At 65.7% G+C, this 26,821-nt stretch carries 21 protein-coding genes; 13 read left to right on the forward strand and 8 right to left on the reverse strand.

Annotated features, from left to right (window positions below):
* Positions 1–12: 12 nt before the first annotated feature.
* The 4 genes from LNV23_RS16755 to LNV23_RS16770 are packed head-to-tail and all read right to left on the reverse strand — an operon-like array spanning position 13 to position 4,410.
* Positions 13–1,383 (reverse strand): GH1 family beta-glucosidase, encoded by a 1,371-nt coding sequence (locus tag LNV23_RS16755; protein ID WP_263564027.1) that lies wholly within the window; start codon positions 1,381–1,383, stop codon positions 13–15.
* Positions 1,383–2,216, reverse strand: coding sequence for a carbohydrate ABC transporter permease (locus LNV23_RS16760; protein WP_263519960.1), 834 nt, complete (start codon positions 2,214–2,216; stop codon positions 1,383–1,385). The genes LNV23_RS16755 and LNV23_RS16760 overlap by 1 nt, the downstream gene beginning before the upstream one ends.
* Positions 2,213–3,127 carry a carbohydrate ABC transporter permease gene (locus LNV23_RS16765; RefSeq protein ID WP_263564028.1) on the reverse strand — a complete coding sequence of 305 codons (915 nt, stop codon included), beginning with the start codon at positions 3,125–3,127 and terminating at the stop codon, positions 2,213–2,215. Before LNV23_RS16765 ends, LNV23_RS16760 begins: the two co-directional genes overlap by 4 nt.
* Complete coding sequence (locus LNV23_RS16770; protein ID WP_263564029.1) at positions 3,124–4,410, reverse strand: extracellular solute-binding protein; 1,287 nt, start codon at positions 4,408–4,410, stop codon at positions 3,124–3,126. The genes LNV23_RS16765 and LNV23_RS16770 overlap by 4 nt, the downstream gene beginning before the upstream one ends.
* A 160-nt stretch (positions 4,411–4,570) precedes the next feature.
* Between LNV23_RS16770 and LNV23_RS16775 the strand changes: the two genes are divergently transcribed.
* From LNV23_RS16775 to glk, 6 genes are all read left to right on the forward strand, one after another.
* Complete coding sequence (locus LNV23_RS16775; RefSeq protein WP_263564030.1) at positions 4,571–5,617, forward strand: LacI family DNA-binding transcriptional regulator; 1,047 nt, start codon at positions 4,571–4,573, stop codon at positions 5,615–5,617.
* Between the two features lie 309 nt (positions 5,618–5,926).
* On the forward strand, positions 5,927–8,914 hold the full coding sequence (locus LNV23_RS16780) for a TonB-dependent receptor (RefSeq protein ID WP_263564031.1): 2,988 nt from the start codon (positions 5,927–5,929) through the stop codon (positions 8,912–8,914).
* Between the two features lie 17 nt (positions 8,915–8,931).
* Positions 8,932–9,639 carry a SapC family protein gene (locus tag LNV23_RS16785; protein WP_263564032.1) on the forward strand — a complete coding sequence of 236 codons (708 nt, stop codon included), beginning with the start codon at positions 8,932–8,934 and terminating at the stop codon, positions 9,637–9,639.
* Positions 9,632–10,627 carry a cupin-like domain-containing protein gene (locus LNV23_RS16790; RefSeq protein ID WP_263564033.1) on the forward strand — a complete coding sequence of 332 codons (996 nt, stop codon included), beginning with the start codon at positions 9,632–9,634 and terminating at the stop codon, positions 10,625–10,627. Before LNV23_RS16785 ends, LNV23_RS16790 begins: the two co-directional genes overlap by 8 nt.
* A gap of 81 nt (positions 10,628–10,708) precedes the next feature.
* Positions 10,709–12,241 (forward strand): tryptophan halogenase family protein, encoded by a 1,533-nt coding sequence (locus tag LNV23_RS16795; RefSeq protein ID WP_263564034.1) that lies wholly within the window; start codon positions 10,709–10,711, stop codon positions 12,239–12,241.
* A 44-nt stretch (positions 12,242–12,285) separates the two neighbouring features.
* The gene (gene glk / locus LNV23_RS16800; RefSeq protein ID WP_263564035.1) at positions 12,286–13,269 is read left to right on the forward strand and encodes a glucokinase; all 984 of its coding nucleotides are present in this window, start codon (positions 12,286–12,288) and stop codon (positions 13,267–13,269) included.
* A gap of 99 nt (positions 13,270–13,368) precedes the next feature.
* On the opposite strand, the gene hutH is transcribed toward glk, so the two are convergent.
* Positions 13,369–14,913 carry a histidine ammonia-lyase gene (hutH, locus tag LNV23_RS16805; protein WP_263564036.1) on the reverse strand — a complete coding sequence of 515 codons (1,545 nt, stop codon included), beginning with the start codon at positions 14,911–14,913 and terminating at the stop codon, positions 13,369–13,371.
* Between the two features lie 129 nt (positions 14,914–15,042).
* Positions 15,043–16,752, reverse strand: a complete 1,710-nt coding sequence (hutU, locus tag LNV23_RS16810) for a urocanate hydratase (protein ID WP_263564037.1) — start codon at positions 16,750–16,752, stop codon at positions 15,043–15,045.
* Positions 16,753–16,917: 165 nt separating this feature from the next.
* Here hutU and hutC point away from each other — a divergent pair, with 165 nt between their 5' ends.
* From hutC to LNV23_RS24000, 6 genes are all read left to right on the forward strand, one after another.
* Positions 16,918–17,640: a histidine utilization transcriptional repressor HutC gene (gene hutC / locus LNV23_RS16815; RefSeq protein WP_263564038.1), complete on the forward strand. Its 723-nt coding sequence runs from the start codon at positions 16,918–16,920 to the stop codon at positions 17,638–17,640.
* On the forward strand, positions 17,637–18,203 hold the full coding sequence (locus LNV23_RS16820; protein ID WP_263564039.1) for a HutD/Ves family protein: 567 nt from the start codon (positions 17,637–17,639) through the stop codon (positions 18,201–18,203). Before hutC ends, LNV23_RS16820 begins: the two co-directional genes overlap by 4 nt.
* Positions 18,204–18,223: 20 nt before the next feature.
* Entirely contained in the window at positions 18,224–19,432 is a 1,209-nt protein-coding gene (gene hutI, locus LNV23_RS16825; RefSeq protein ID WP_263564040.1) for an imidazolonepropionase, read from the forward strand.
* 26 nt (positions 19,433–19,458) lie between these two features.
* The gene (gene hutG, locus LNV23_RS16830; protein WP_263564041.1) at positions 19,459–20,268 is read left to right on the forward strand and encodes an N-formylglutamate deformylase; all 810 of its coding nucleotides are present in this window, start codon (positions 19,459–19,461) and stop codon (positions 20,266–20,268) included.
* 2 nt (positions 20,269–20,270) lie between these two features.
* Positions 20,271–21,650, forward strand: coding sequence for a formimidoylglutamate deiminase (locus LNV23_RS16835; RefSeq protein WP_263564042.1), 1,380 nt, complete (start codon positions 20,271–20,273; stop codon positions 21,648–21,650).
* A gap of 148 nt (positions 21,651–21,798) precedes the next feature.
* Entirely contained in the window at positions 21,799–23,352 is a 1,554-nt protein-coding gene (locus LNV23_RS24000; protein ID WP_318023250.1) for a methyl-accepting chemotaxis protein, read from the forward strand.
* A 62-nt stretch (positions 23,353–23,414) separates the two neighbouring features.
* Here the strand turns inward: LNV23_RS24000 and LNV23_RS16850 are convergent, their stop codons facing one another.
* Positions 23,415–24,941 carry a S10 family peptidase gene (locus LNV23_RS16850; protein WP_263564043.1) on the reverse strand — a complete coding sequence of 509 codons (1,527 nt, stop codon included), beginning with the start codon at positions 24,939–24,941 and terminating at the stop codon, positions 23,415–23,417.
* A gap of 38 nt (positions 24,942–24,979) precedes the next feature.
* Here LNV23_RS16850 and LNV23_RS16855 point away from each other — a divergent pair, with 38 nt between their 5' ends.
* Positions 24,980–25,816, forward strand: coding sequence for a DUF429 domain-containing protein (locus LNV23_RS16855; RefSeq protein WP_263564044.1), 837 nt, complete (start codon positions 24,980–24,982; stop codon positions 25,814–25,816).
* 62 nt (positions 25,817–25,878) lie between these two features.
* On the opposite strand, the gene rocF is transcribed toward LNV23_RS16855, so the two are convergent.
* A complete protein-coding gene (rocF, locus tag LNV23_RS16860) occupies positions 25,879–26,799 on the reverse strand; it encodes an arginase (protein ID WP_263564045.1) in 921 nt (306 codons plus the stop codon).
* Positions 26,800–26,821 lie beyond the last annotated feature (22 nt).

A 26,821-nucleotide genomic window follows, 5' to 3' on the forward strand; every position in this document is an offset into this window, starting at 1 on the left:
CATCCCCCGGCGTCAACCTTGAGCGCGCCACTGGCGCAGCAGGTCTTGGTACCAGAGCGCGCTGGCCTTGAGCGTGCGCGCCTGGGTGTCGTAGTCGACATGGACGATGCCGAAGCGCTTGGAGTAGCCAAAGCCCCATTCGAAGTTGTCCATCAGGCTCCACACCATATAACCGTCCACCCGCACGCCACGGCGGCGGGCCTCGGCGGTGGCGGCGATGTGGGTGCGTAGGTAGTCGAGGCGGTCCAGGTCGTGCACATGGCCGTCGACCACGGTCTGGTCGGGGAAGGCGCCGCCGTTCTCGGTGATGTAGAGCGGCGGCATGTCGGGGTAATCCGCGTGCATGCGGCAGAGGATGTCGGTCAGGCCTTCGGGGTAGACCTCCCAGTCCATGTCCGAAGCGGGCAGGCCGTGCTCGCGCGCGACCCAGGGCTTGCCGTCGGCGTTGACCACATAGCGGGTGTAGTAGTTGATGCCCAGGTGGTCCATGGGCGCGCGCATGGCGGCCATGTCGCCGGCTTCGATCTTGGGGGCATCGGCGCCAAGGTCGGCCAGGGCTTCGGCCGGGTACTCGCCCTTGAACAGCGGGTCGCTGTACCAGCGGCGGCTCTTTGCGTCGGCCAGGCGGGCGGCGGCGATGTCGGCCGGGTGGGCAGTGGCGGGCACGCTGGGGCCCATGTTCAGGACGATGCCGAGGTTCTTGCAGCCGCCTTCGGCGCGCATGGCTTGCATGGCCAGGCCGTGGCTGAGCAGCAGGTGGTGCGAAACCTGAGCCGCCAACGCGCGGTCGCGCAGGCCCGGCGCGTGCACGCCTTGATCATGGCCCAGGGTGGCGGTGCACCAGGGTTCGTTGTGGGTGGACAGGGCGTAGAGCCGGTCGCCCAGATGCTTTTGCACATGGCGGGCGTAGTCGACAAAGCGGTGCACCGTGTCGCGCGCAGCCCAGCCGCCTTGCTGGTCTTGCAGGGCTTGCGGCAGGTCCCAGTGGTAGAGCGTGGCCACCGGCTTGATGCCGCGCGCCAGCAGGCCATCGACCAGGCGCTCGTAAAAGCCCAGGCCGGCGGCATTCCACTCACCCCGGCCCGTGGGCTGGATGCGTGGCCATGCCAGCGAGAAGCGGTAGCAGTTGACGCCCAGCGAGGCGATCAGGTCCAGGTCCTGTTCCAGGCGATCGAAATGCTCGCAGGCGATGTCGCCATTGCTGCCATCGGAGATGGCGCCGGGCTGGCGGCAGAAGCGGTCCCAGATCGACTCGCCGCGGCCGTCGACATGGGTCGCGCCCTCGATTTGAAAGCTGCTGGTGGCCACGCCGAACAGGAAGTCGGCCGGGAAGCTGGCGGGAACGTCAGCCGAGGAGGTGGGGGTGTGAGTTGCAGCGGACATTATTTGACGGCGCCAGCGGTCAGACCGGCGATCAGTTGGCGGGATGAAATGACGAAGAGGACGATCAGCGGCAGGGTCGCAATGGCCGAACCGGCCATGATGGCGCCCCACTCGGTGTTGACGGTGGCCTGCAGGCTGCGCAGTGCCAGGGGCAGGGTGTAGCTCTCAGCCTGGCGCAGCACCACCAGCGGGGCCATGAAGTTGTTCCAGGAGGCGATGAAGGTGATCAGGCCCAGGGTGCCCAGGGCCGGGCGCAGCAGTGGCAGGGCGATGCGCCAGTAGATGCCAAACTCGCTGCAGCCATCCATGCGCGCGGCCTTGAGCAGCTCCATCGGCACCGAGGCGGCCGCGAACTGCCGCACCAGGTAGATGCCGAAGGCGCCGGCGGCGCCGGGGATGTAGAGCGCGCGGTGGGTGTCCAGCCAGCCCAGGGCATCCATGACCATGAAGTTGGGAATCATGGTCATGAAGGGGGGCACCAGCAGGGTGCCCATGACGAGCAGGAACAGCGGCTGCTTGAAGCGGAACTCCAGCATGGCAAAGGCATAGCCGGCCATGGAGCAGAACAGCAGGGTGAGAGCCGTGGACATCAGCGCCACATAGAGGCTCCAGCCCAGATTGCGCCAGAAGGGCAGGCGGGTGGTCAGGGTCTGCAGATTGCGGCCCAGTTCACCGTCGAACCACAGCGGCGGCGGCACATTGAAGATGGCCGCGTTCGACTGGGTGGCGAACACAAACATGAAGTAGAAGGGCGCCAGCATCAGCAGGGCCCCACCACCGACCAGCAGATAGGCGGCCCCGCGTGAGAGAGTTTTTGTCGTCAGGCGGCTCATGGCTTGCGGTCCTTGAAGGCTTTGTTGGTCAGCCAGGTCATGGTGGCCAGCAGGGCGAACAGCAGCCAGGAGATGGCGTTGGCGGCGCCGAAGTCGCTGAAGTCAAAGGCCAGGCGATAGACGTAGATGGCCACCGTCATGGCGGCCTGGTCCGGGCCGCCGCGGCCGTTGGTGAGGATGAAGGGCTCCTCGAACAGCTGCATGCCACCGATGATGCTGAGGGTTATTCCAAACAGCATCATGGGCTTGAGCGCCGGCAGGGTGATGTAGCGGAAGCAGGACCAGGAGCCCGCGCCGTCCAGCTTGGCGGCTTGATACAGCTCGCGCGGAATGGTCTGCAGGGCGGCCAGGTAGAGCACCAGGTTGAAACCCACATAGCGCCAGAACACCACCATGGACACGGCTGGCTTGAGGGTCTGCGGCTGCCACAGCCAGTTGATCGCCTCCATGCCGAAGGCCCACTTGAGCATGGCGTTGATCAGGCCGTAGTCGGTGGACAGCAGGGAGGTGAACATCATGGCGATGGCCACCGTCGAGGTGATGTAGGGCAGGAAGTAGGCGGCCGCGACGCTGTGGCCGTGGCGCCCGAAAGCGCGGTTGATGAAGACCGCCAGCGGCAGGGCCACCAGATGCTGGGGCAGGCCCGAGAACACGGCCAGCCAGAGCGTGTTGCCCAGGGCTTTCCAGAACCAGGCATCACCCAGCACAAAGATGAAGTTCTCCAGGCCGGTGAAGCGCATGGCTTCCAGCCCGGCCGTGGGTTCCCAGCTCTGGAAGGCCATCCACAGCGAGAACAGCAGGGGAAACAGGCCGAAGACTGCGAACAGGCTCAGGAAGGGGCTGAGCAGCAGATAGGGCACCCATGCGCGGGGCAGGCGAAATGACGGACTCGTCTTGTTCATCATCATCATCGTGTGGCCCTGTGAACCAGCAAGGCCTGGGCATCGGCCAGGGCCTTGGGAATGGACTTGCCGTAGATCAGCACGTTGTCGAGCTCGCCATTGACCACCTCCTCGGCAAACTTGTTCTGCCGGTGCAGGGGCCGTGCGGGGATGCGGCGGGCCGCCTCGCGCCACAACTGGCGGGCGCGTTGGCCGCCGAGGAAATCGACCGGTTCGTCGAAGAAGGGGTCATCCTGGGCGCTGAGCAGGGCGGGGAAGGCGTCCTGGTTCTTGAAAGCGCTGAGCTGCAGCTCGCGGCTCAGGGTCAGGTGCTGGATCAGCGACCAGGCCAGGGCTTTGCGGCCGGCGTCGGAGCGGCGCGGTATGGCGTAGTAGCTGCCGCCCCAGCCGCCGAAGCTGCCGCCGGGCAACTGGGCCGCGCGCCACAGGCCATGGGTGTTGGGCGCCACCGATTTGGCCATCTGGCTGGCCATCCAGGCGCCCGAGAGCTCGGTCGCCAGCTTGCCGCGGCGCAGGTGCTCGCTCCAGTCATTGCGCCAGGTGTCGACGATGGCGTCCAGACCCAGGCGCCGCACCTTCTGTGCCAGCTCGAAGGCGCGCTGGAACAGCGGGCTGCTGATGCTGGGCCGCCCTTGGGCGTCGAAGTAAATGCTCTGGCCGGCCGGGGTGCTGGAGAACAGCACGATGTCCTTCAGATAGCGTGCATGTGCCAGCAGGTAGGCACCGGTACGGGCCTTGATCTGCACGCCGGCTTGCACGTAGGCCTCCCAGCTTTCGCTCAGGTCCTTCAGGCCCAGGCCAGCGCGCTCCAGCACATCGGCGCGGTAGAACATCGAGCCCGGGCCGATGTCGGCGGGAATCGCCACCACCGCGCCTTCGCGGTTGCGCGCTTGCTCGAAGGCGAAGGGCACGAAACGCTCGCGCAGGCCTTCGGCCAGATAGGGCGGAACGGATAAATCCTGCAGGCCGGCGCCCAGCGAGAAGCGGCCCATATACATGGTTTCCAGCGCGATCACATCGGGCAGATGGCTGGCGCTGGCCGAAGACAGGGCCGTGGTCATGGCCGTGTGGTGATCGTCGTACTGGCGGCTGATCACCTCGACCTGCACACCGCCATGCGCCTGGCTCCAGGCGGGCAGGGCCTGCTTGATGACCTGGTCCAGCAGCGGAAAGGCCGCCACCACCAGGCGCGGTGGTTCGCTCTGAGCCGGCGCGCTGCTGGCGAGAGGTGCGAGCGCCGCTGCAGCCAGCAACTGGCGCCGACGCGTGTCGGGGGACTTGTCTCGTGTCATTGTTTTTTGTTTGTTGACGCTTTGAAAGCGCTTTCACGATTCTGTGCTGGCCGACCCGGCGCACCAAGCCGCGTAAACCCTAGTGGGGCAAGCGCGGAGCCGGCGTTGGGCCGCGCTTGGGGCCGCCTACACTGGCCGGCCCCCGTGTCAAGGACCCTCAGTGCAAGCCAAACCCGCAGCCAAGAAAGCGCCGTCAAGCCGTGCCGAGGGCGTCGTCACGCTCGAGCAGGTGGCGGCCCGGGCCGGCGTTTCGCCCAGCACCGTGTCGCGCATCCTCAATGGCACGGCCACGGTCAGCGCGCTCAAGCGGGCGGCGGTGGACGAAGCCATCAGCAGCCTCGGCTTCCGCCCCAACCCGGTGGCGCGCGGCCTGGCGGGCGGCCGCACCATGAGCATCGGCGTGGTCACCCAGCGCATCAGCAGCCCGTTTTATGGCGAGGCACTCAGTGGCATCGAGGTGGAGCTGGAAGCGGCCGGCTATGTGCCGCTGTTCGTCAGTGGCAACTGGAACGAGGCCGATGAGCGCAAGGCCATTGAGACCCTGTTGTCGCGCCGTGTGGACGGCGTCATCGTGCTGGCCGGCCGCCTGGACAACCAGGAGCTGGAGGCCCTGTCCGACAGCGTGCCCATGGTGGTGGTGGGGCGGCAGGTGACAGGCGAGCGCCTGTTCAGCTTCAGCTTTGACAACCGCGCCGGCGCCCGCCTGGCCACCGAACATCTGATCTCGCTGGGCCACCGGCGTATCGCCCTCTTGCTTGGCGATTTGATCCATGACGACGCCATCGATCGCCAGCACGGCTACTTCGACGCCCTGGCGGCCGCCGGCATTCCGGTCGAGCCTGAGTTGATCGTGCCGAGCGATTACACCGAAGCCGGTGGCATGTTGTCGATCAGCCGCCTGATGGAGCGTGACGTCGCCTTCAGTGCCATCTTCAGCTCCAACGACCAGATGGCTTACGGCGCCATCCTGGGTCTGGCGCGGCGCAATCTGCGTGTGCCGGACGATGTTTCCATCGTCGGCTTCGACGACCTGATCATGTCGCGCTACACCATGCCGCCGTTGAGCACGGTGCGCCATTCCGTCTATGAGACGGGCGCGCAGGCGGCCGGTGCCATGCTCAGCCTGCTGCGCGGCGAAGCGCCTGCGGTGCAGTTGGCGGCGCCGGAATTGGTGTTGCGCGAATCAGTGCGGCGCGCCATTCGCTGAGCGCTTGAGAGTTTTCTACTGCGCGACCGCCATGCGTCGTTGGTCCGGTGCTCGGAATCCTCACGTACAGGAAGTACGTTCCGGTTCCTGTGCTCCGTCCGCCTAGCCTGACGGCCGCTCGCTACGAAAACTCTCAAGCTTTGATGCGCGCTTGCAAGATCAAAGTAGGGATTGGCGTTGCGAGGAGCAAGCAACCTAGGGTGTTGCCTAATTTGAAAGCGCTTGCAAATGCGCGATTCTTGTTGGTAATGAAAGCGCTTTCAAGCGTTTCATTGGGCAGACCTTCAAAAAATACCCGGAGACAAGTTCATGAGAAATCCTCGACCCGTCACTCGTTTGTCCCGTTCGGCAAGCGCGGTGGGCCTGCTGGTGGCCAGTCTCGCCGCGCATGCGCAGCAAGCGAGCAACCCTCCCGCAGACGCCAACAAGGCCCAGCTCGACGCCGTCGTCGTGACCGGCATTCGCCAGAGCCTGGAGTCCTCCCTCAACCTCAAACGCAACGCACGCGGCCTGGTGGATGGCATCGTGGCCGAAGACATCGGCAAGTTCCCGGACACCAACCTGGCCGAATCGATGCAGCGCATCGCCGGTGTGTCCATCGACCGCTCACTCGGTGAGGGCTCCAAGATCACCGTGCGCGGGGTCGGCCCCGACTTCAATCTGGTGCTGTTGAACGGCCGGCAGATGCCCGCCTCCAGCCTCGGCGCGACCTTTGCCTCGAACTCGCGCTCCTTCGATTTCGCCAATCTGGCCTCGGAAGGCGTGGCCGCCCTGGAGGTCTACAAGACCAGCCGGGCCGATTCACCCACCGGTGGCATCGGCGCCACCATCAACATCAAGACCGCCCGCCCGCTGGACAACAAGCAGCGCGTGGCCAGCGTTGGCGTCAAGATGGTCAGCGACGAGTCCAACAAGCGCCTGCCCGACAGCCTGAACGGCAGCCAGATGACGCCCGAGGTGTCCGGCATCTACAGCGATGTTTCGGCCGATGGTCGCTTCGGCATCGCCCTGATCGGCAGCATCCAGAAGCGCAACGGCGGCTACAACCAAGCCGCGGTGGACGCCGGCTGGCGCACTTTCAAGGGCGACGAACAGAACTGGGGCACCATCCCGCTGCCGGGCCAGGCGGGTGCCGACAAGATCACCAACCGTCCCAAGCCCACCGACCTCTATGTCGTGCCGCAGGAGATGCGCTACAGCCTGAACTCCTTCGAGCGCACCCGCACCAACGGCCAGCTGGTCTTGCAGTTCCGCCCGGTGCAGGACGTGACCACGACCTTCGATCACACCTACTCGGAAAACAAGATCCATTCCAAGCGCAGCGAGCTCTCGGCTTGGTTCAACTTCGGCCCGTCTTCGTCCAGCTGGACCAATGGCCCGATCGCCGCACCGCTTACCTACACCGAGACCTATGACCCCAAGGCTCCGGCCGACGTGGCCATGGCCGGCAGCATCTACGGCACCAAGAACAAGAACCAGTCGACCGGCATGAACGTGGCCTGGAAGGCCTCGAATGCGCTGACCCTGGAGCTTGACGCCCACCACTCGACCGCCACCTCGGGCGCCGACAGCCCCTTTGGCAGCAACTCCACGCTCGGCGTGTCCATGTACAACCGTGCCAGCGCCTCGGCCGACTTCTCTCAGAAGTTCCCGGTCTTGAGCATTGGCCTGGCCGGTGACCCGGCGGCCAGCCCCAGCCTGCTGCAAGTGACGGGTTCGTCCTTCCGCAACAGCTATATGCGCAACCAGATCGACCAGGCGCAGTTCAAGGGCAAGTACGTGCTGAACGAGAGCTCGGGTCTGGACTTCGGCATCGGCATGAGCAAGGTCAAAAACCGCACCGCCTTCGCCAATGTCCAGCAAGACGATTGGGGCGGCCACAACAAGCCGAGCGACTACCCCGACAACCTGTTCCAGGCCGGCCAGCTGCAGAACTACTTTGCCCATTCCATGGGCAGCAATGGCGGCAATCTGTTCAACAACTTCTATCTGTGGGACTTCCAGGCTGTGCGCGCGGCGGCGATCAAGGCCGACGGCAGCGACAAGTGGTTCGTGCCTTCGTCCAACTTCACCGACGACCGCCGCACCCAAGAGAAGTCCAGCAGCGCCTACCTGCAATACGGCAAGGACTGGGTCTGGGGCGTGCCCATGAGCGCCAATATCGGCCTGCGCTACGAGCGCACCAAGGTCGACTCCCAAGCCCTGGTGCCCATCGTCACCGGCATCAACTGGGTGTCCGCCAATGAGTTCGCCCTGGTTCGTGGCGCCTCGGACTTCACTGCGCTGTCGGGCAGCTACAAGTACCTGCTGCCCAGCATCGACTGGGAAGCTGAGCTCAGCGACAAGGTCAAGGTGCGCGCCAGCTACGGCGAAACCATCGGCCGGCCTGGCTGGGGTGCGATTCAGGGTGGCGTGACGCTGTCGGACTTCCGCGTCAACGGCGGCTCCGGCAGCCAGGGCAACCCGGGCCTGAAGCCCCTGCTGTCCAAGAACTTCGACCTCTCGGCCGAGTACTACTACGCCAAGTCGAGCTATGCCGCGCTGGGCCTGTTCCGCAAGAACATCAGCAACTTCATCGGCAGCAGCACCTTGCAGTCGACACCGGCCGGTTTGACCTCGCCGATTGGCGGCGCGCTTTACAACGAAGCCGTCACCAAGAGCTGCCCGACCAAGGACGCCTCCTGCATCCGCACCTACATCCTCAACACCTACAACGGGACCAAGGGTGTGGTGCGCACCGGTTTCGATGGCAACGGCAATCCGCTGGGCACCATCTCCGGTCAGACGGGTGACCCGGTGGCCGCCTTCACCATCACGGCGCCGACCAACCAGCGCAGCGACTCCATCAAGGGCATGGAGCTGAACTTGCAGCATGCCTTCGGCAAGACAGGCTTCGGTGTGGCTGCCAACTACACCTGGGTCAAGTCCGGGCTGAAGTACGACAACCTGAACCTGACCGAGCAGAACGCCTTGCTGGGCATGAGCAACTCGTCCAACTTGGTGGGTTTCTACGAGGATGACAAGTACAGCGCCCGCGTGGCCTACAACTGGCGCGATGAGTTCCTGAGCAGCACCAGCGCCGACGTGTTCGGCAGTGCCGGTCCGGCTTATACCGAGGCTTACGGTCAATGGGACCTCAGCTTGGGCTATAAGTTCAGCAAGAAGCTCAGCGTGAACTTCGAGGCTCTGAACCTGAACGACGGCATCCAGCGCGTTCACGGCCGGGCCAAGGAGGAAACGCTGTACTTCACCCAGACCGGTCGCCGCTACATGCTGAGCGCCCGCTACGCCTTCTGACCCTTGGAGCTGTTCTGATGCGCCCCGTTCTGCTTGATAACGTCAACCATGCCGATCTGCGTCTGCAAACGCGGCTCGATGCCAGCTGGGGTGATGCCGCCAGCGCCGTACCCACGGTGCCTGCGGAGTTCAGGCAGATGCAGGCGCATTTCCCCATCGTGTTCCAGGAGAGCGCCGGTGGCGCGGCCCGCTTCCAGCCCGTCGCTTTGCTGGGCTTGTTCGAGTCGCACAACCAGTTCCTCGGCCCGCAGGGCTGGCAGGCCGGGCATCTGCCCTGGGCCTTGGAGCGCCAGCCCTTTCTGGTCGGGCGCGATGGGGAAGAGTGGGTGGTCCATGTCGACCTGGACAGCCCACGCCTGAGCCGCAGCGAGGGTGAGCCGCTGTTCCTGCCGCAAGGTGGTCAGTCGGCTGTGCTCGAGCATCGCCTGTCCGTCTTGCAGGCACTGCATCTGGGCATGCTGGCGCTGCCCGAGTTCATCGATGCGCTCTTGCAGCACCAGCTGCTGGAGCCGATGAGCTTGGATGTGGAGCAAGCCTCCGGCCAGGTGCGGCGCCTGGCCGGTTATTTCGTGATTGATGAAGACCGCCTGGCGGCTTTGCCGGGCACGGCGGTCGCGCAGCTGCACGAGCAGGGACATTGGCTGCCGATTGCCATGGCACTGGCTTCCTTGTCGCACCTGCCGGAACTGATTGCTCGTGAACAGCAACGCGAGCGCCATGCTTGAACTGAAGGTCCAGCGCCCCGGGCACGTTCCGCCCGAGGTCTTGTCGCTGGATGTGCCTTGCGTGCTGCGCGGCCTGGCGGCGCACTGGCCGGTCGTCCGGGCGGCAGCCCAGGGCGCGGGGGCTGTGGCCGCCTGCCTGCAAAGCAAATGGCAGGGCGCCACCGTGGGTGTGTTCCAGATGGCTCCCGAGAGCGCCGGTCGGATCGCCTACACCGAGGATTTCAGCGGCTTCAACTTCAGCCGCCAGATCCTGCCTTTTGACCAGGTGCTGGCCCAGCTGCTGGCTTGGCAAGACCTGGCCCCCAGCCCTTATCTCTACATGGGCTCGACCACGGTCGAGACCTGCCTGCCCGGTTTCGCAGCCGAGCACAGTCTGGCTTTGGATACGCCCGAGGCGCCTTTGGCCAGCCTCTGGATGGGCAATCGCATCACCGTGCCCACCCACCAGGACTGGCCGTCCAACATCGCCTGCTGTGCCGCCGGCCGCCGGCGCTTCACCCTGTTTCCGCCCGATGCGGTCGGTGATCTTTATGTCGGCCCACTGGACCTCACGCCTGCCGGCCAGCCCATCAGCCTGGCCAACCCCTCGGCGCCCGACTTGCAGCGCTTTCCGCGCTTTGCGAATGCCTTGGCGCGCGCCCAGGTGGTCGAGTTGGAGCCCGGCGACGCGATCTACATCCCCAGCCTCTGGTGGCACCAGGTCGAGGGGCTCGACGCCCTCAATGTGTTGGTGAACTACTGGTGGCGGCGCAGCCCGGCATGGTCTGACTCCCCCAACACCGCGCTCTGGTTGGCTCTGGCCACGGTCCGTGATCTGCCGCCCGCCGAGCGGGCCGCCTGGCGCGCGCTGTTTGACCATTATGTTTTCGAGGCCGATGAGCACACGGCCGACCACATTCCGGCGCCAGCGCGCAGCCTGCTGGCGCCCTTCAACGAGGCCGGCATGCGCCGCATGAGGGCCTGGCTGCTGAAGAAGCTGAACCGCTGAGGACAGCGATTCTCAGCGGATGAAAACAAGAAAAAGACCAACAAGAAACGAACGTCGAGACAAGAAGGAAAGGTCCTCACCATGAAGGTCCAAGCGATTCACCCCGAGACCCCCCCATCCACCAAGCCGGTGCGCCGCGTCGTCATCGCTGGCGGCGGCACCGCCGGCTGGATGGTGGCCGCCCTGATGGGCAAACTGATGGGCAAGCTACTCGACATCCGCCTGGTCGAATCCGAGGAGATCGGCACCGTCGGCGTCGGCGAAGCCACCATCCCGGCCCTGCACACCTACCACGAGCTGCTGGGCCTGAACGAGGCGGAGTTCATGGCCTCCACGCAGGCGACCTTCAAGCTCGGCATCAAGTTTGAAGGCTGGAAGGTGCCGGGTGAGGACTACATCCACTCTTTCGGCCTGACAGGCAAAGACCACTGGAGCGCCGGCTTCCAGCATTTCTGGCTCAAGGGCCGCGAGCGCGGTCTGGCGGCGCCCTACGGCGAGTACTGCCTGGAGCTGCGCGCCGCCGAAGAACAGCGCTTTGCCCACCTGCCGAACAACGGCATGAACTACGCCTACCACCTGGATGCCACGCGTTATGCCCGCTTCCTGCGTGGCCTGGCCGAGGCCCATGGCGTGCGCCGCATCGAGGGCAAGATCGCCGCCGTGCTGCGTGAGCAGCCGGGTGAGGGCGATCTGACGGCCTTGCAAATGGAGGACGGCAGCCGCATCGAGGGCGATCTCTTCGTCGATTGCACCGGCTTCCGCGCTTTGCTGCTGGGCCAGGCCCTGGGCGTCGGCTATGAGGACTGGAGCCATTGGCTGCCCTGCGACCGCGCCGTGGCGGTGCAGACCGCGGCGGTGCGCGAGGCGCCGCCCTACACCCGCTCGATTGCGCACCCCTTCGGCTGGCAGTGGCGTATTCCCCTGCAGCACCGCGTGGGCAACGGCCTGGTCTACAGCAGCCGCGAGCTGTCGGACGCCGAGGCGCCCGATATGCTGCGCCGCCATGTCGAGGGCGAGCTGATCACCGAACCGCGTCTGCTGCGCTTCCAGCCGGGCCAGCGTCACGAGGTCTGGCACCGCAACTGCGTGGCCATGGGCCTGGCCAGTGGCTTCATCGAGCCGCTGGAATCCACCAGCATCCATCTGGTGCAGCGCGCGGCCATCCGGCTGATGCGCCTGTTCCCCGCCGGCGGCATCCGCGAGGTGGATGTGCGCGAGTTCAACCAGCAGACCACGCAGGACCTGCAGCACATCCGTGACTTCATCATCCTGCACTACCACGTGACCGAGCGCGACGACTCGGCCCTGTGGCGCCATGTGCGCACGATGGCCGTGCCCGAGACCCTGCGCCACCGCATCGAGTTGTTCCGTGAGACCGCGCGCGTGTTCCGCCCGCTGGACGAGCTGTTTGCCGAAAACTCCTGGATCCAGGTCATGATGGGTCAGGGCATCACTCCCCAGCACCACCACCCGGTGGCCGATCTGATGGGGGACGACGAGCTCTCGCACTTCCTCGCCAGCATCCGAACGCAGGTCAGCCGCCAGCTGGCCGGCCTGCCGCCCCATCAAGCCTATGTCGAGCGCCTGTGCGCGCCGTATCGCGCGGCGGCCTGAGCGCCGAGCGGTTTCTTTTGCTTTTTGCTGACTGAGCACCTGCCATGTTGACTCCCGTTCCGAGCCCGGACACCTTCCCTCGCTTGCTGGCCGATATCGGCGGCACCAATGCCCGCTTTGCCTGGGTCGATGCACCGTGCGCCCCGCTGCGCGCCTGCGCCAACTACCGCGGCGCCGAGCATGCATCGCTGGCCGCGGCCGTCGAGGCCTATCTGGAAAGCCAGGCCCTGCCGCGCCCGCAAGCCCTGGCCATCGGCATTGCGTATCCCATCAGCGGTGACGAGGTGCGCATGACCAATGGCGCCTGGTCGTTTTCGATCAGCGGCCTGCAGCGCGAGCTGGGCCTCAAGCGCCTGACGGTCATCAACGACTTTGCGGCCTTGGCCTTGGGCATCCCAGATCTGAAGGCGGCCCAGCTGCATGCGCTGGGCCCTGGCGAGGCCGTGGCCGGCGCGCCGCTGGCCGTGATCGGCGCCGGCACCGGCCTCGGCGTGGCCGGCCTGATGCCGCTGCCCGGTGGCGGCTGGTGGCCGGTGTCGGGCGAGGGCGGTCATGCCACCCTGGCCGGCCTCGATGATTTCGAAGACGCCGTGATCGCGCGCCTGCGTCGCCGCTTCGGCCATGTCTCCGCCGAGCGCGCGCTCTCGGGCCCGGGCTTGGTCAATCTGTACCAAGCCTGCACCGAGCTGAACGGCCAGCCGGCCGTCAGCCTGGAGCCCGCCGAGGTGCTCGGCCGTTCCGAGGCCGGCGACGCCACCGCCGCCCAGGCCATCGCCCTGTTCTGCGGCTTCCTCGGCAGCATGGCCGGCAACGTCACCCTGACCCTGGGCGCCCGCGGCGGCGTCTACATCGGCGGCGGTATCGCGCCGCGCCTCTTGAAAGAGCTGCGCAGCTCTACCTTCCGCAGCCGCTTTGAGGGCAAGGGCCGGCTGTCCGGCTTCCTCGCGCCGATTCCCTGCCATGTCATCGACGCGGCGGTGTCACCGGCGCTGGAGGGGGCCTCGCGCGCGCTGGATTTGGGTTTGTGAGCGCGAGCTCAGCGCCGGCCAGTCGCCCTTAGCGCGGCACTCCCCGTTGCCCAAGAAAAAAGCCGGCCTCAGGCCGGCTTTGCTGTTCTCAAAGCACCATCACGGCAGCACCACGATGCCGCCATCCCGTTCCACCAGGGCCGCCAGTTCGCCCGAGGACACCAGGGCGGTCGCGGCTTCGATGCTGGGGGCCAGGTAGTGGTCGGTGGGCATGGCCGGGCTGGTCTTGCGCACCAGGGCATGCACCTCTTCCAGCGCGGCCGAACTCTTCAGCGGGCGCAGGAACTCGATGCCCTGGGCGGCGGCCAGCAGCTCGATGCCGATGATGTGGGCGGTGTTGTCCAGCATATTGCCCAGACGGCGCGCGCCGAAAGTGGCCATGGAGACATGGTCTTCCTGGTTGGCGCTGGTGGGCAGGCTGTCCACGCTGGCCGGGTGGGCCAGGCTCTTGTTCTCGCTGGCCAGGGCGGCGGCGGTGACGTGGGCGATCATGAAGCCCGAGTTCAGGCCGGCGTTCTCGGTCAGGAAGGGCGGCAGGCGCGAGACGCTGGCGTCGATCAGCATGGCGATGCGGCGCTCAGCAATGGCGCCGACTTCGGCAATTGCACAGGCCAGCGCGTCAGCGGCCAGGGCCACCGGCTCGGCGTGGAAGTTGCCGCCCGAGACCATATAGCTGCTGCCGTCCTCGCCGGCAAACACCAGCGGGTTGTCGGTCACGGCATTGGCTTCGCGGATCAGCACATCGCGGACATAACGCGCTTGGTCCAGGCATGCACCCATGACTTGCGGCTGGCAGCGCAGGCAGTACGGGTCTTGCACGCGCTCGTCGCCTTCCTTGTGCGACTCGCGGATGGCGCTGCCGGCCAGGATCTGGCGGTAGGCGCGGGCGGCTTCGATCTGGCCGGGCTGGCCGCGCACCTCATGGATGCGCGGGTCAAACGGGCCGTCGCTGCCGCGAGCGGCGTCCAGGCTCAGCGCGCCCGAGACCAGGGCCGAGGCATACACCTGCTCGAAGCGGATCAGGCCTTCCAGGGCCAGGGCGGTGCTGGTCTGGGTGCCGTTGATCAGGGCCAGGCCTTCCTTGGCTTGCAGCACCAGGGGGGCGATGCCGTGCTTTTGCAGCTCGGGCAGGGCGGGGGCACGCTTGCCATCGACCAGCATTTCGCCTTCGCCCAGCAGGGCCAGGGTCATGTGCGAGAGCGGGGCCAGATCGCCCGAGGCGCCGACCGAGCCCTGCGCCGGCACATAAGGCACGAGGCCGGCATTGAAGACGTCGAGCAGGCTTTGCACCACCTCCGGGCGCACGCCCGAGTGACCACGGGCGAGCGAGGCGGCCTTGGTGGCCAGCATCAGGCGCACGACTTCGGGCTGCAGCGGTGCGCCGACGCCAACGCAGTGCGAACGGATGAGGTTGAACTGCAGCGTGGCCAGCTCTTCCTTGCTGATGCGCTTGGAGGCCAGCTTGCCGAAGCCGGTGTTGACGCCGTAGACGGGCGCGTCGCCGGCCGCTGCGGCCTGCACCACGGCAGCGCTGCGGCGGATGATGGCATCGGCACTGGTGTGCAGGCTCAGGGTGATGCCGCCGCTGCGGATCTGGCGCAGCTGGGCCAGGGTCAGCTGGCCAGGGGTGATTTCGATGTTCATGTTGGGGCTCGGGCTCGCAAATTGAAATGCAACCACAGAGGCACGGAGGCACACAGAAATTCAGAAAGAAATGCTCTGGCTTGCCTCTGTGTCTCTGTGTCTCTGTGTCTCTGTGGTCTGTCTTTGTACTTATTGATCCAGCATGGGCATGTTCAGACCACGCTCACGCGCCGTGGTCTTGGCGATTTCATAGCCGGCATCGGCGTGGCGCATGACGCCGGTGCCTGGGTCGTTGTAGAGCACCCGCGAGAGGCGCTGGGCGGCGGCATCCGTGCCGTCGGCCACGATGACCACGCCGCTGTGCTGGCTGAAGCCCATGCCCACGCCGCCGCCGTGGTGCAGCGAGACCCAGGTGGCGCCGCCGGCGGTGTTCAGCAGCGCGTTCAGCAAAGGCCAGTCGGACACGGCGTCCGAGCCGTCGGCCATGCTCTCGGTCTCGCGGTTGGGGCTGGCGACCGAGCCGCTGTCCAGGTGGTCGCGGCCGATGACGATCGGGGCCTTGAGCTCGCCGTTCTTGACCATCTCATTGAAGGCCAGGCCGGCGATGTGACGCTCGCCCAGGCCCAGCCAGCAGATGCGTGCCGGCAGGCCCTGGAAGGCGATGCGTTCCTTGGCCATGTCCAGCCAGCGGTGCACCTGGGCGTGGTGGGGGAAAAGTTCCTTGATCTTGGCATCGGTCTTGTAGATGTCTTCCGGGTCGCCGGACAGCGCCACCCAACGGAAGGGGCCGCGGCCTTCGCAGAACTGCGGGCGCACATAGGCCGGCACAAAGCCGGGGAAGTCAAAGGCGTTCTTGACGCCTTGCTCCAGCGCCACTTGGCGGATGTTGTTGCCGTAGTCCACGGTCGGGATGCCCATGGCCTGGAAGTCCAGCATGGCTTGCACGTGGACGGCGCAGCCGCGCGCGGCGGCGGCCTTCAGGTCGGCATGCTGGGTCGGGTCGGCGGCCGCAGCCTTCCATTGCTCCACGGTCCAGCCGGCCGGCAGATAGCCGTTGATCAGGTCGTGGGCGGAGGTTTGATCGGTTACCAGATCGGGCTTGATGGCGGTGCCGGCCTTGGCGCGCTTGACCAGCTCGGGCAGCACTTCGGCCGCATTGCCCAGCAGGGCGATGGAGATGGCTTTGCCTTCGGCCGTGTACTTGGCGATGCGGGCCAGGGCGTCGTCGAGGTCGGTCGCTTGCTCGTCGACATAGCGGGTCTTCAAGCGGAAGTCGATGCGCGACTGCTGGCACTCGATGTTCAGCGAGCAGGCGCCGGCAAAGGTGGCGGCCAGGGGCTGGGCGCCGCCCATGCCGCCCAGGCCGGCGGTTAGCACCCAGCGGCCGGTCAGTGAGCCGCCGTAGTGCTGGCGGCCGGCTTCGGCGAAGGTTTCATACGTGCCCTGCACGATGCCTTGCGTGCCGATATAGATCCAGCTGCCGGCCGTCATTTGGCCGTACATCATCAGGCCCTTGCGGTCGAGCTCGTTGAAGTGCTCCCAGTTGGCCCAGTGCGGCACCAGATTGGAGTTGGCGATCAACACGCGCGGAGCGTCCGGGTGCGTCTTGAACACGCCGACCGGCTTGCCCGACTGCACCAGCAGGGTCTCTTCAGCTTCCAGTTCTTTGAGCGAGCTCAGGATGGCTTCGAAGCAGTCCCAGTTGCGGGCGGCCTTGCCGATGCCGCCGTAGACAACCAGGGCGTCGGGGTTCTCTGCAACCACCGGGTCCAGATTGTTCTGGATCATGCGGAAGGCGGCCTCGGTCAGCCAGCTCTTGCAGCTGAGCTGGGTGCCGGTGGGGGCGCGCACGACGCGCGGCTGAGCAGAAGTCTTGGGCGTGGTCGACGGTGAGGACATGACGGGCTCCTGGGGGTGGAAAAAGCAAGCACGGCGACAAAGAAAAACAGACAGAGCGGACCTGGCTGTTTTGTATTCCTCTGTGGCTCCGTGCCTCTGTGGTTGCATTCCGGAATTTGCCGAACTCTAGTTGTCTATACAAGTAAAGTCAACTACGATCCGGTCATGGTCAGAAAATCGCCAGCGAGCCCGGAACCGCAGTACATCAAGGTGCAGAACCATCTGCGCGAACGCATCGCCTCGGGCCACTGGGTGGCCGGTGATCTGCTCCCCTCCGAGGCCGAACTGGTGCAGACCTTTGGCGTCAGCCGCATGACGGTGAACCGTGCCCTGCGCGAATTGCATCAGGAGGGCCTGATCGAGCGGGTGCAAGGCGTGGGCACCTTTGTGGCCCAGCTGCACCGCATCTCTTCGACCCTGACCGTGCGCGATGTCCATGACGAGATTGCCGAGCGCGGCCACCGCCACGAGGCCATGCTGCATCGTCTGGAGACGCTGCAGGCCACGGCCGAGCAGGCGGCCGAGTTCGAGCTGCCAGCTGGAACTGAGCTCTTCCACAGCGTCATCGTCCACCTGGAAAACGGCGTGGCGATTCAGTGCGAGGACCGCTTGGTCAACCCGGCCAGCGCGCCTGACTACATGGGCCTGGACTTCAGTCAGACCACGCCGACCCACTACTTGTTACAAGTTGCCCCCCTCAGCGAGGCCCGCTACACCATCGAATCGACACTGCCGAGCGAATCCGAGGCTAAGCTTCTGGGCATTTCGCGGCGCGACCCCTGTTTGGTGGTCAAGCGCAGCACCCTGAGCCGCGGGCGCATCGTCACCACCGTCCGTTTGACCCACCCCGGCTCGCGTTATCTGTTGCAGGGGAGTTTTCAGGCATGAGTTGGAGTGTGATCAGCGCGGAAGATTTGGCACCGCAGGCATGGAAAAACGGCGGCGGGCAGACGCGCGAGCTGCTGGCCTGGCCCAATCCCAGCGACTGGATCGTGCGCCTGAGCGTGGCCGACATCGAGCGCGACGGGCCCTTCTCGGCCTTCGAGGGCATTCAGCGCTGGTTCGCGGTGCTGCGCGGCGACGGTGTGCGCTTGTATGAATACGAGCTGCGCGTCGGTGATGAACTGTTGAGCTTTGACGGCGCCTTGGCGCCTGATTGCGAGCTGATCGGCGGCGCCACCCGCGATTTCAATTTGATGCACCGGCGCAGCCGCGGCCGCTTGATCGTTCAGCCGGCCGACCATCCTTTTCTGCCCGAAGCCGGCAACAGCCGCTGGCTCGGTTTATTCACCGCCGGCGGCGGCCTGCTCAGCCACGGTGCACGCGCCATGCCGCTGCGCCCCTTGAGCCTGGCCTGGTGCGAAAGTCCGGCGCGGCAGAGCTGCATTTTTGACGGCGAAGGCGCCGCCTGGTGGATGGCCTGGAGCGAGGCCGAAAGTTTGGGCGACTGACACGAAGGAGCTTGACGCGCATGAAGACACAGCTGTGGACCGGTGGCCGTTTGGCCACACTCAGTGGCGATACCGCCTGGGGCTGGGTGGAGCAGGGCGCTTTGCTGACCCAGGGCGAGCACATCGTCTGGGCCGGCGCGGCCGCCGACCTGACGCCCGAGCTGCGCGCCGATGTGGCCCAGACGCATGATCTCGGCGGCGCGGTCGTGACGCCGGGCCTGATCGATTGCCACACCCATCTGGTCTATGGCGGCCAACGTGCGCGCGAATTCGAGCAGCGCCTGCAGGGTGCCAGTTATGAAGAGATCGCCAAGGCGGGAGGCGGTATCCGCTCCAGCGTGAGCGCCACGCGGCAGGCGACCGAGCATCAGCTGTACGCGCAAGCAGCTTACCGCTTGCTGAACCTGATGAAAGAAGGCGTCACGACCATCGAAGTGAAATCGGGCTACGGCCTGAGCCAGGCTTCGGAAGCCAAGATGCTGCGCGTGGCGCGGCGCCTTGGCGGCCTCGGCGTCGATGTGCGCACCACCTACCTGGGCGCCCATGCCGTACCGGCTGAGTTCGACGGCCGGTCTGACGATTACGTGCAAGCCGTCTGCGACTGGCTGCCCCTGCTGCAACGCGAGGGCCTGGTCGATGCCGTCGATGCCTTCTGCGAGGGCATCGGTTTCTCGCCGGCGCAGACGCGCAAGATCTTCGAGGCCGCGCGTGCCGCCGGCCTGCCGGTCAAGCTCCATGCCGAGCAGCTCAGCGACCAGGGCGGCAGCCAGTTGGCGGCCGAGTTCAAGGCCTTGTCCTGCGACCACCTGGAGCACCTGAGCGCCGAGGGTGTGGCTGCCATGGCCGCAGCCGGCACCGTGGCCGTGTTGCTGCCGGGCGCCTACTACTTCCTGCGCGAAACCAAGCTGCCTCCCGTGCAGGCCCTGCGTGAGGCCGGCGTGCCCATCGCCATTTCCACCGATCACAACCCCGGCACCTCGCCCACTCTGTCCCTGCTGCTGATGCTGAACATGGCTTGCACCCTGTTCCGCCTGACGCCGGAAGAGGCGCTGCGCGGTGTGACCGTCAATGCGGCCCGGGCACTGGGCCTGGCGGACCGCGGCCAGCTGGCCCCGGGCCAGCGCGCTGATTTCTGCCTCTGGGATGTGGAACATCCCAATGAGCTGGCCTATTACTTCGGCCGCAACCCGCTGCGCCAGGTGGTGCGCGGTGCCAAGTTGCGCGCTTGATTGAACCCGAGACTGTTTGCACGATCATGAGTCCTGTTTTCCAGCTGCGGCAGGGCCGCACGCCTTTGCTGATCAGCATGCCCCATGTGGGCCATCTGATTCCTGATGACCAGCGCGCGCGCTACCAGCCCCGTGCGCTGGCCAGCGAGGACACCGATTGGCATTTGGAGCGGCTCTACGGCGGCATCGCCGAGGAGCTGGGCGCCAGCCTGATCGTGCCGAGCTACTCGCGCTATTTGATCGACCTGAACCGCCCGCCCGAGGACACGCCCATGTACCCGGGCGCCTCCAACACCGAGCTCTGCCCGACCCGCTTCTTCACCGGCGAGCCGCTCTACTTGGCCGGCCAAGAGCCCGATGAGGCCGAGAAGCTGCGCCGCCGCCAGCTCTACTGGCTGCCGTATCACCGCGCGCTCAACGCCGAGCTGCAGCGGCTCAAGAACCTGTTCGGCTATGCCTTGCTGTTCGACGCGCACAGCATCCGCTCCGAGCTGCCTTGGCTGTTCGAGGGCCGCTTGCCCGATCTGAACCTGGGCACGGTCGAGGGCCAGTCCTGCGCGCCCGAAATCACCGCCGCCCTGGGCCAGGTGCAAGCCAGCCAGAGCGCGTACACCCAGGTGGTCAATGGCCGCTTCAAGGGCGGCTACATCACCCGCCACTACGGCCAGCCCGCCGAGCAGGTCCATGCCGTGCAGCTGGAGATGTGCCAGCGCTGCTATATGAGCGAACAGCCGCCCTACGCCTACGACGCCGAGCTGGCCGCCCAGGTGCAGCCCTTGATCGGCCAGCTGCTGAGCAGCTTGCTGCAGTGGCAGCCCAAAAATCCCCAGGCTTGAACATGAACGAGCACAAGAAGCAGAAGTTCTGGGCGGCACAAGCCTGGGTCGAAGGTCGCTGGCAGCGCGATGTGCTGCTGGAAGTCGGCCCCGATGGCCACTGGCTGCACGTGCAGGCTGGCCAGCCCTGCGCGGAAGGCGTCACGCGCTTGGATGGGCCGGTTATCCCCAGCCTGGTCGACACCCACAGCCATGCCTTCCAGCGCGCGTTTGCCGGCCTGGCCGAACGGCGCGAGGCGGGCGACGACGATTTCTGGTCCTGGCGCGACCGCATGTATGGCCTGGCCTTGCGCGTGACGCCCGAGCAGCTGCGCGATATTGGCGCCCAGCTCTACCTGGAGCTGCTGCAGGGCGGCTACACCCAGGTCTGCGAGTTCCACTACCTGCAGCATCAGGAAGACGGCAGCCCCTACCCAGACGAGCTGGCCATGAGCTGGGCCTTGGCCGATGCGGCCGCCGAGGTGGGCCTGGGCCTGACCTTGCTGCCGGTGCTGTACGCCCATGCCGGCTTTGCCGAGCCGGCTCTGCGCCGCGACCAGCGCCGCTTCGCCACCGATGCGGCCTGGGTCTGGCGCGCCAGCGAGCGCATCCGCGCCGCCGGTCGGCCGCTGCTCCATGCCGGCGTGGCCCTGCATTCCCTGCGTGCCGCCCATGCCGGCGACATCCAGGAGCTGCAGGCCATGGTTGGCGATGCCGACATCCCGATTCACATCCACATTTCAGAGCAGCAGCAGGAGGTGCGCGACTGTCTTGCCGCCACCGGCCAGCGGCCGATGCAGCTGCTCTGCAATGACTTCCTGCCCGACCGGCGTTGGCACCTGGTCCATGCCACGCACAGCACGCCCGAGGAGATCGCTCAGGTGGCGGCCTCGGGTGCGTCGGTGGTGATCTGCCCCGGCACCGAGGGCAATCTCGGCGATGGCCTCTGCGATCTTTCGGGCTGGCTGGAGGCCGGCGTGCCCATCAGCATTGGCTCGGACAGCCATGTCACCCGCAACTGGGTGGAAGAGCTGCGTTGGCTGGAGTACGGCCAACGCCTGGGCCTGCAGCAGCGCAATGTGGCGGCGGCCCCTGGCCTCGAGGCCAGCACGGCGGCACGTCTGTTCGAGGCGGTGCGCAAGGGCAGCGCGGCACCGGCCGGATTCAAGCAATGGGGCCTGGAGAAGGGGGCCCGGGCTGACTTTTTGGTCTTGGACCCTTTGGCCAGCGGCGTCGCCGGTTTGCCGGCCGATTCGGTCTTGGACGGCCTGGTCTTTGCGTCCCAGGGTCAGGTCTTGCTGTCAGTCTATGTAGCCGGCCAGCGGCGCCTGCACCAGGGCCGGCATATGGATGACATTGACATCAAACACCGGTATGCGTCCACCATGAAATCGCTGGCCTGAGCTCGCGCGCGCGGCCGTGTCCAGGCGGTTCAGGCCGCTCTGCCCATGTTGCAAATTGGCAGATTTGCCGCCTGCTTTTCTTGGGTGTGTGAGGGGCGTTTCGCATATGCTTTGCGCCTGAAGGCTCATTCACCTTTGGGAGTTGACGATGTTGAACCTCCAGAATTTCACGGTGCGCGCGCGTTTGTATGCTTTGGCCGCCGTGGCGATGTTGATGCTCTTGGTCGTCGGCGGAGTGGGTTTGTACAGCCTGAGCCAGTCGGCGATCAAGTTCGGACACTTTGTCGACAATCACAACCAGTCCTTGATCCATGTGTCCGTACTGAGAGCCGAAGTCGGCAATCTGCGCCGGTACGAGAAGGACATGGTCATCAACCTCGAAGATTCAGCTGCGGTTGAAAAGTACCGGGCTGACTGGGTCAAAGCGCACGACAGGTTCTTCAAAGCGGAAGAGGCTCTGGGACAGCTGGAGTTGGACCGGGAAGCGCGTGAGCTGATCAAGCTCGTGGAGGACGGGCTCAAGCAATACAAGGCAGAGATGGTTCCCTTCATGAGCAAGGTCGGCGAGAAGGGTTTTGCCGATCCAGCGGAGGCCAACAAGGCCCTAGGCAGCGCAAAAAAGGCCATCCGTCCTTTGGAAGAAAAGCTGGCTCTGTTGGTGGCTGCCATCGAGAAAGATTCGCAGACTGCGGTGCTGGAGGTTTCTGGCCATCAAACGCGTGTGCGCAGCAGCTTGATGATCATCATGGCAGGCAGCTTGGCTTTGATTGCGTTTTACACGCTGTTCAATATTCGCTCGATCCTGCAGCCTCTGAGCGAGGTTCAACAGTCCGCAGAGCGGATTGCTGAGCATGATTTGAGTGAGAACATCGTGCCCATGGGAAGGTCCGAGACAGGCGATCTCATGCGCGGTGTGAAGGCCATGCAGGAGTCGCTGCGCGATGTGGTCAGCAATGTTCGCAACGCCACGGACAGCATCGCAACGGCCTCAGCGGAAGTGGCCGCTGGCGGGCATGATTTGAGCCACCGCACCGAGCAGGCGGCATCCAATCTGGAACAAACCGCCTCAGCCATGGAGCAGCTGACAGCGAGCGTGAAGCACAACGCGGACTCCGCGCGACAGGCCAATCTGTTGGCCAGCGAAGCGGCAGGTGTTGCGGAGCGCGGCGGCGCGGTGGTGGGCGAGGTGGTCAGCACCATGAGCCGCATCAGCGCCTCCTCCAACAAGATCAGCGACATCATTTCCACCATCGACGGCATTGCCTTCCAGACCAATATCCTGGCCTTGAACGCCGCCGTGGAAGCGGCCCGTGCCGGCGAGCAGGGCCGCGGCTTTGCGGTCGTCGCCAGCGAGGTGCGCTCCTTGGCGCAGCGTTCGGCCGAGGCCGCCAAGGAGATCAAGGGTCTGATCACCGCCAGCAGCGAGAGTGTGGAAGCGGGCGCTGCCCTGGTCGAGCGCGCGGGCGGCACGATGCAGGAAGTGATTTCAGCGATTGGCCGGGTCGGGAGCATCGTGGCCGAGATCAGCAGCGCCACCGCTGAGCAAAGCACGGGCATTGGTCAAATCGGTCAGGCGATCAACCAGCTTGACACCATGACGCAGCAGAACGCCGCCCTGGTCGAGCAGTCGGCCGCGGCAGCGCAGAGCCTGCAGGCCCAGGCCGACGAACTGGCCAAATCGGTGGCGGTGTTCCGTCTCTGATCCGTCCAAGCCGAACTAGGGCTTGACGGCTTAGCGATTGATTCCGCTCTGACGGACGAGCGTCAGTCTCTGACCGTACCGACACTGCGCACGAATTCGCGCAGCTCGGCCGCCATGCGTTCCAGCGAAGGCCGGTGGATGTACATCATGTGCCCGGCCTCGAAATAGCTGACCTGCACATTGTTCTGCAAGCTGCCGTGCAGACCCAAATGGCTGAGCGTGTAGTCGCCGGCGGCGTGGGGCGTGGCCAGGTCGTAATAGCCGCTGGCCACATAGATGCGCATGTCCGGGTTGGCATGCATGGCGCGGCGCAGGCTGTCGCCGACATTGACGTACTTGCCCTCGAAGCCCTTCCAGGCCCAGGTGTTCCAGAGGGGCGCGATCACCAGATAGGGCGCGTCGCTCTCGTACTTCAGCTTCTCGCGCAGCACGCGGTTGATGCCCACGGCATAGGCGCCGACCAGGTTGTTCATGCCGGCGTCGTCTTCTGGGTGTTCGCCTGCGTCGTCGCGGTCCAGGCCCAGGAAGCGGCTGTCGAGGCGGCCCACGGTCTGGCCGCGCTCGCGCAGCAGCTCCTTGAAGAAGCGAAACTCGGTCGGCCGCAGGTCGCAGCGCAGCAGGTAGGCCACGCTCAGGCCGCTGTAGCTGGACAGCGTTTCGGCCACCTTCTGGTGGCGCTCGGGGCTCAGCCGTGAACCCTGCATCAGGGCCAGCCAGTACTCGCCGTTGGCGAATTCTTCAGCTTCGCTGACGACTTGCTTCAGCGGCTTCTTCAGCTGCGCCGGCTTCAAGGCCTTGTGGTACCAGGCTGTGGCCGCATACGTGGGCAAGAAGAGCGGGAAGGGCAGCTCATTGCCGTGGTCGAAACCCAGGGTCTGGAAGTCCACGGCCATGGACACCAGCATCAGGCCATTGAGGTGGATGTTGTGCTTGTCCTGGAGGTGGCGCGAGAGTCCCGCCGCGCGGGTGGTGCCATAGCTTTCGCCGATCAGGTATTTGGGGCTGGCCCAGCGACCGTAGCGGTTCAGGTAGAGGCGGATGAACTCGCCCACGGCGTCGAGGTCGCGCTGGTACTCGTGGTACTCGGCCAGCTTCTCGCCCTCGGCCACGCGCGAGTGGCCGGTGCCCACCGGGTCGATGAAGACCAGGTCGGAATCGCTCAGCAGGCTGAACTCGTTGTCGGTGAGGGTGTAGGGCGGGGCGCCGCATTGGCCCATCTCATCGGTGGGCACGCGCTGGGGCCCAAGCAGGCCCAGATGCAGCCAGACGCTCGACGAACCCGGGCCACCGTTGAAACTGAAGGTCAGGGGGCGTTCTGAGGCCAAGGCGGCCTTCTTGCCTTCGCGCTTCAGCGTGTAGGCGATGAAGAACACGCTGGCGCGTGTCTTGTGCCCCTTGTACTGGCCTTTCTGGGCACCTTCGGCTTCGCTGTGCACCTCTTGCAGCAAGAGCGTGCCGCAGGTGGCGGTGTATTCCAGCGTGCGCTTGCCTAGCACCAGCTTGTGTTCGGTGACCACCAGATTCTCGACCAGGGGCTTGTGGGTGCTTTCGCTGGCAGCGGAAGGGGTGAGTTGTTCGGCCGAAGGCATGGCTATTCCTTTGCGTGATCTGCTCTAGAGTGCGATGCATGCACTCTAGCCTGTCCACATCCTCCGCCGACTCCCCCTTGCTGGGGCTTGATTTCAGCAGCGCGCCGACGCGCCGCAAACCGATCACCGTGGCCCGGGGCCGCCGACAGGGTCAGGTCTTGCGCCTGGATGGTTTGCTGGCTTTTGAAAGCCTGGCACAGCTGGCCGAGTTTCTGAGCCGGCCTGAGCCCTGGCTGGGTGGCTTTGACTTTCCCTTCGGCCTGCCGCGGGAGCTGGTGCAGGCTCTCGGCTGGCCGCAAGATTGGGCGGCGCTGATGGCGCACTACTGCGGCTTGAGCCGTGCCGAGATCCGCGCCACCTTTGCGGCCTTCTGCGATGCCCGGCCTGCCGGTGGAAAGTTCGCCCACCGGGCCTGCGACCTGCCAGCCGGTTCATCGCCGAGCATGAAGTGGGTGAACCCGCCGGTGGCCTATATGCTCCACGCAGGCGTGCCCTTGCTCTTGCAGGCTGGCGTGCACCTGCCGGGACTGCACGAGGGCGACCGCCAGCGCGTGGCGCTGGAGGCCTATCCGGGTTTGCTGGCACGCGAATTTCTGGGTCGACGCAGCTACAAGAGTGACGATCGCGCCAAGCAGACGCCGGAGCGCTTGATCGCCCGCAAGGACTTGCTCGATGCCCTGGAGCAGGGCCGCAGCCGCCTCGGCCTGCGCCTCAAGCTCAGCCACAGTCAGCGCGAGGCTTTGATTGACGATGGCAGCGGCGACCGTCTGGATTCCGTGTTATGCCTGATGCAGGCCGGCTGGGCGCAGACCCAGCCGGGCTACGGTTTGCCGGCTAGTTTTGACCCGTTGGAAGGCTGGATCGTCAGCGCCTGAGGCTGGGCGCTACTTACTTGCGCATCAGTGTGGATTTCCCTTCTGCCGCAGGCAGGGCAAACTTATTTCCTCATCAAGGTCGATTTGCCAAACAAAGACTCGATCAGGTCCACCGCCACCTTGGCCGTCTTGTTCTGCAGATCCAGAGCCGGGTTCAGCTCCATGACATCCAGCGAGGCCATGAAGCCGGTGTCGGCGATCATTTCCATGCAGAGCTGGGCTTCGCGGTAGGTCGGGCCGCCGGGCACGGTGGTGCCCACGCCGGGGGCGATGTCGGGGTCGAGGAAGTCGACGTCGAAGCTGACGTGCAAGTGGGTGTTGGCGTCCAGCGTGGCCAGGGCCAGCTCCATGGTGTGGCGCATGCCCATCTCGTCGATGTAGCGCATGTCGAAGACTTCCAGCTCCTGCTCGTTGACGAAGCGCTTTTCGCCCGCGTCGACGCTGCGGATGCCGATCTGGCGCACCCATTTCGGGCTGATGGCCGGCACCTTGCCACCGATCTCAATCAGCTGCTGCGGGCCGAAGCCGCACAGGCAGGCCACGGGCATGCCGTGGATATTGCCGGAGGGCGTGAGGGCGCTGGTGTTGAAGTCGGCATGGGCGTCCAGCCAGAGCACGCGCAGCTTCTTGCCGACATCGCGGCAGTGGCGGGCCACGGCACTGATCGAGCCCAAGCCCAGGCAGTGGTCACCGCCGAGCAGGATGGGCATGCGGCCGGTCTTGAGTTCCGCGTAGACCGCGTCGTGCACGGTCTGGTTCCAGGCCGTTACTTCGTTCAGATGGCGGTAGCCATCGACCGGCGGCAGCCAGGGGTTGGACGGGCCGCTGAGGTTGCCACGGTCCAGCACATCGACGCCGTGGCTCTGCAGCGCCGCGGCCAGGTCGGCCACGCGCAGGGCTTCCGGGCCCATGCTGGCGCCGCGGGCACCGGCACCGATGTCGGTGGGCGCGCCGATCAGGGAGACGGATCGAAGTGTGGTCATGTCAGTGGTCCTGTGTTGTTAT

It is taken from the genome of Kinneretia sp. DJ1R-11 (genome assembly GCF_025717595.1).
In the GTDB taxonomy this organism is placed as follows: Bacteria; Pseudomonadota; Gammaproteobacteria; order Burkholderiales; family Burkholderiaceae_C; genus Paucibacter_A.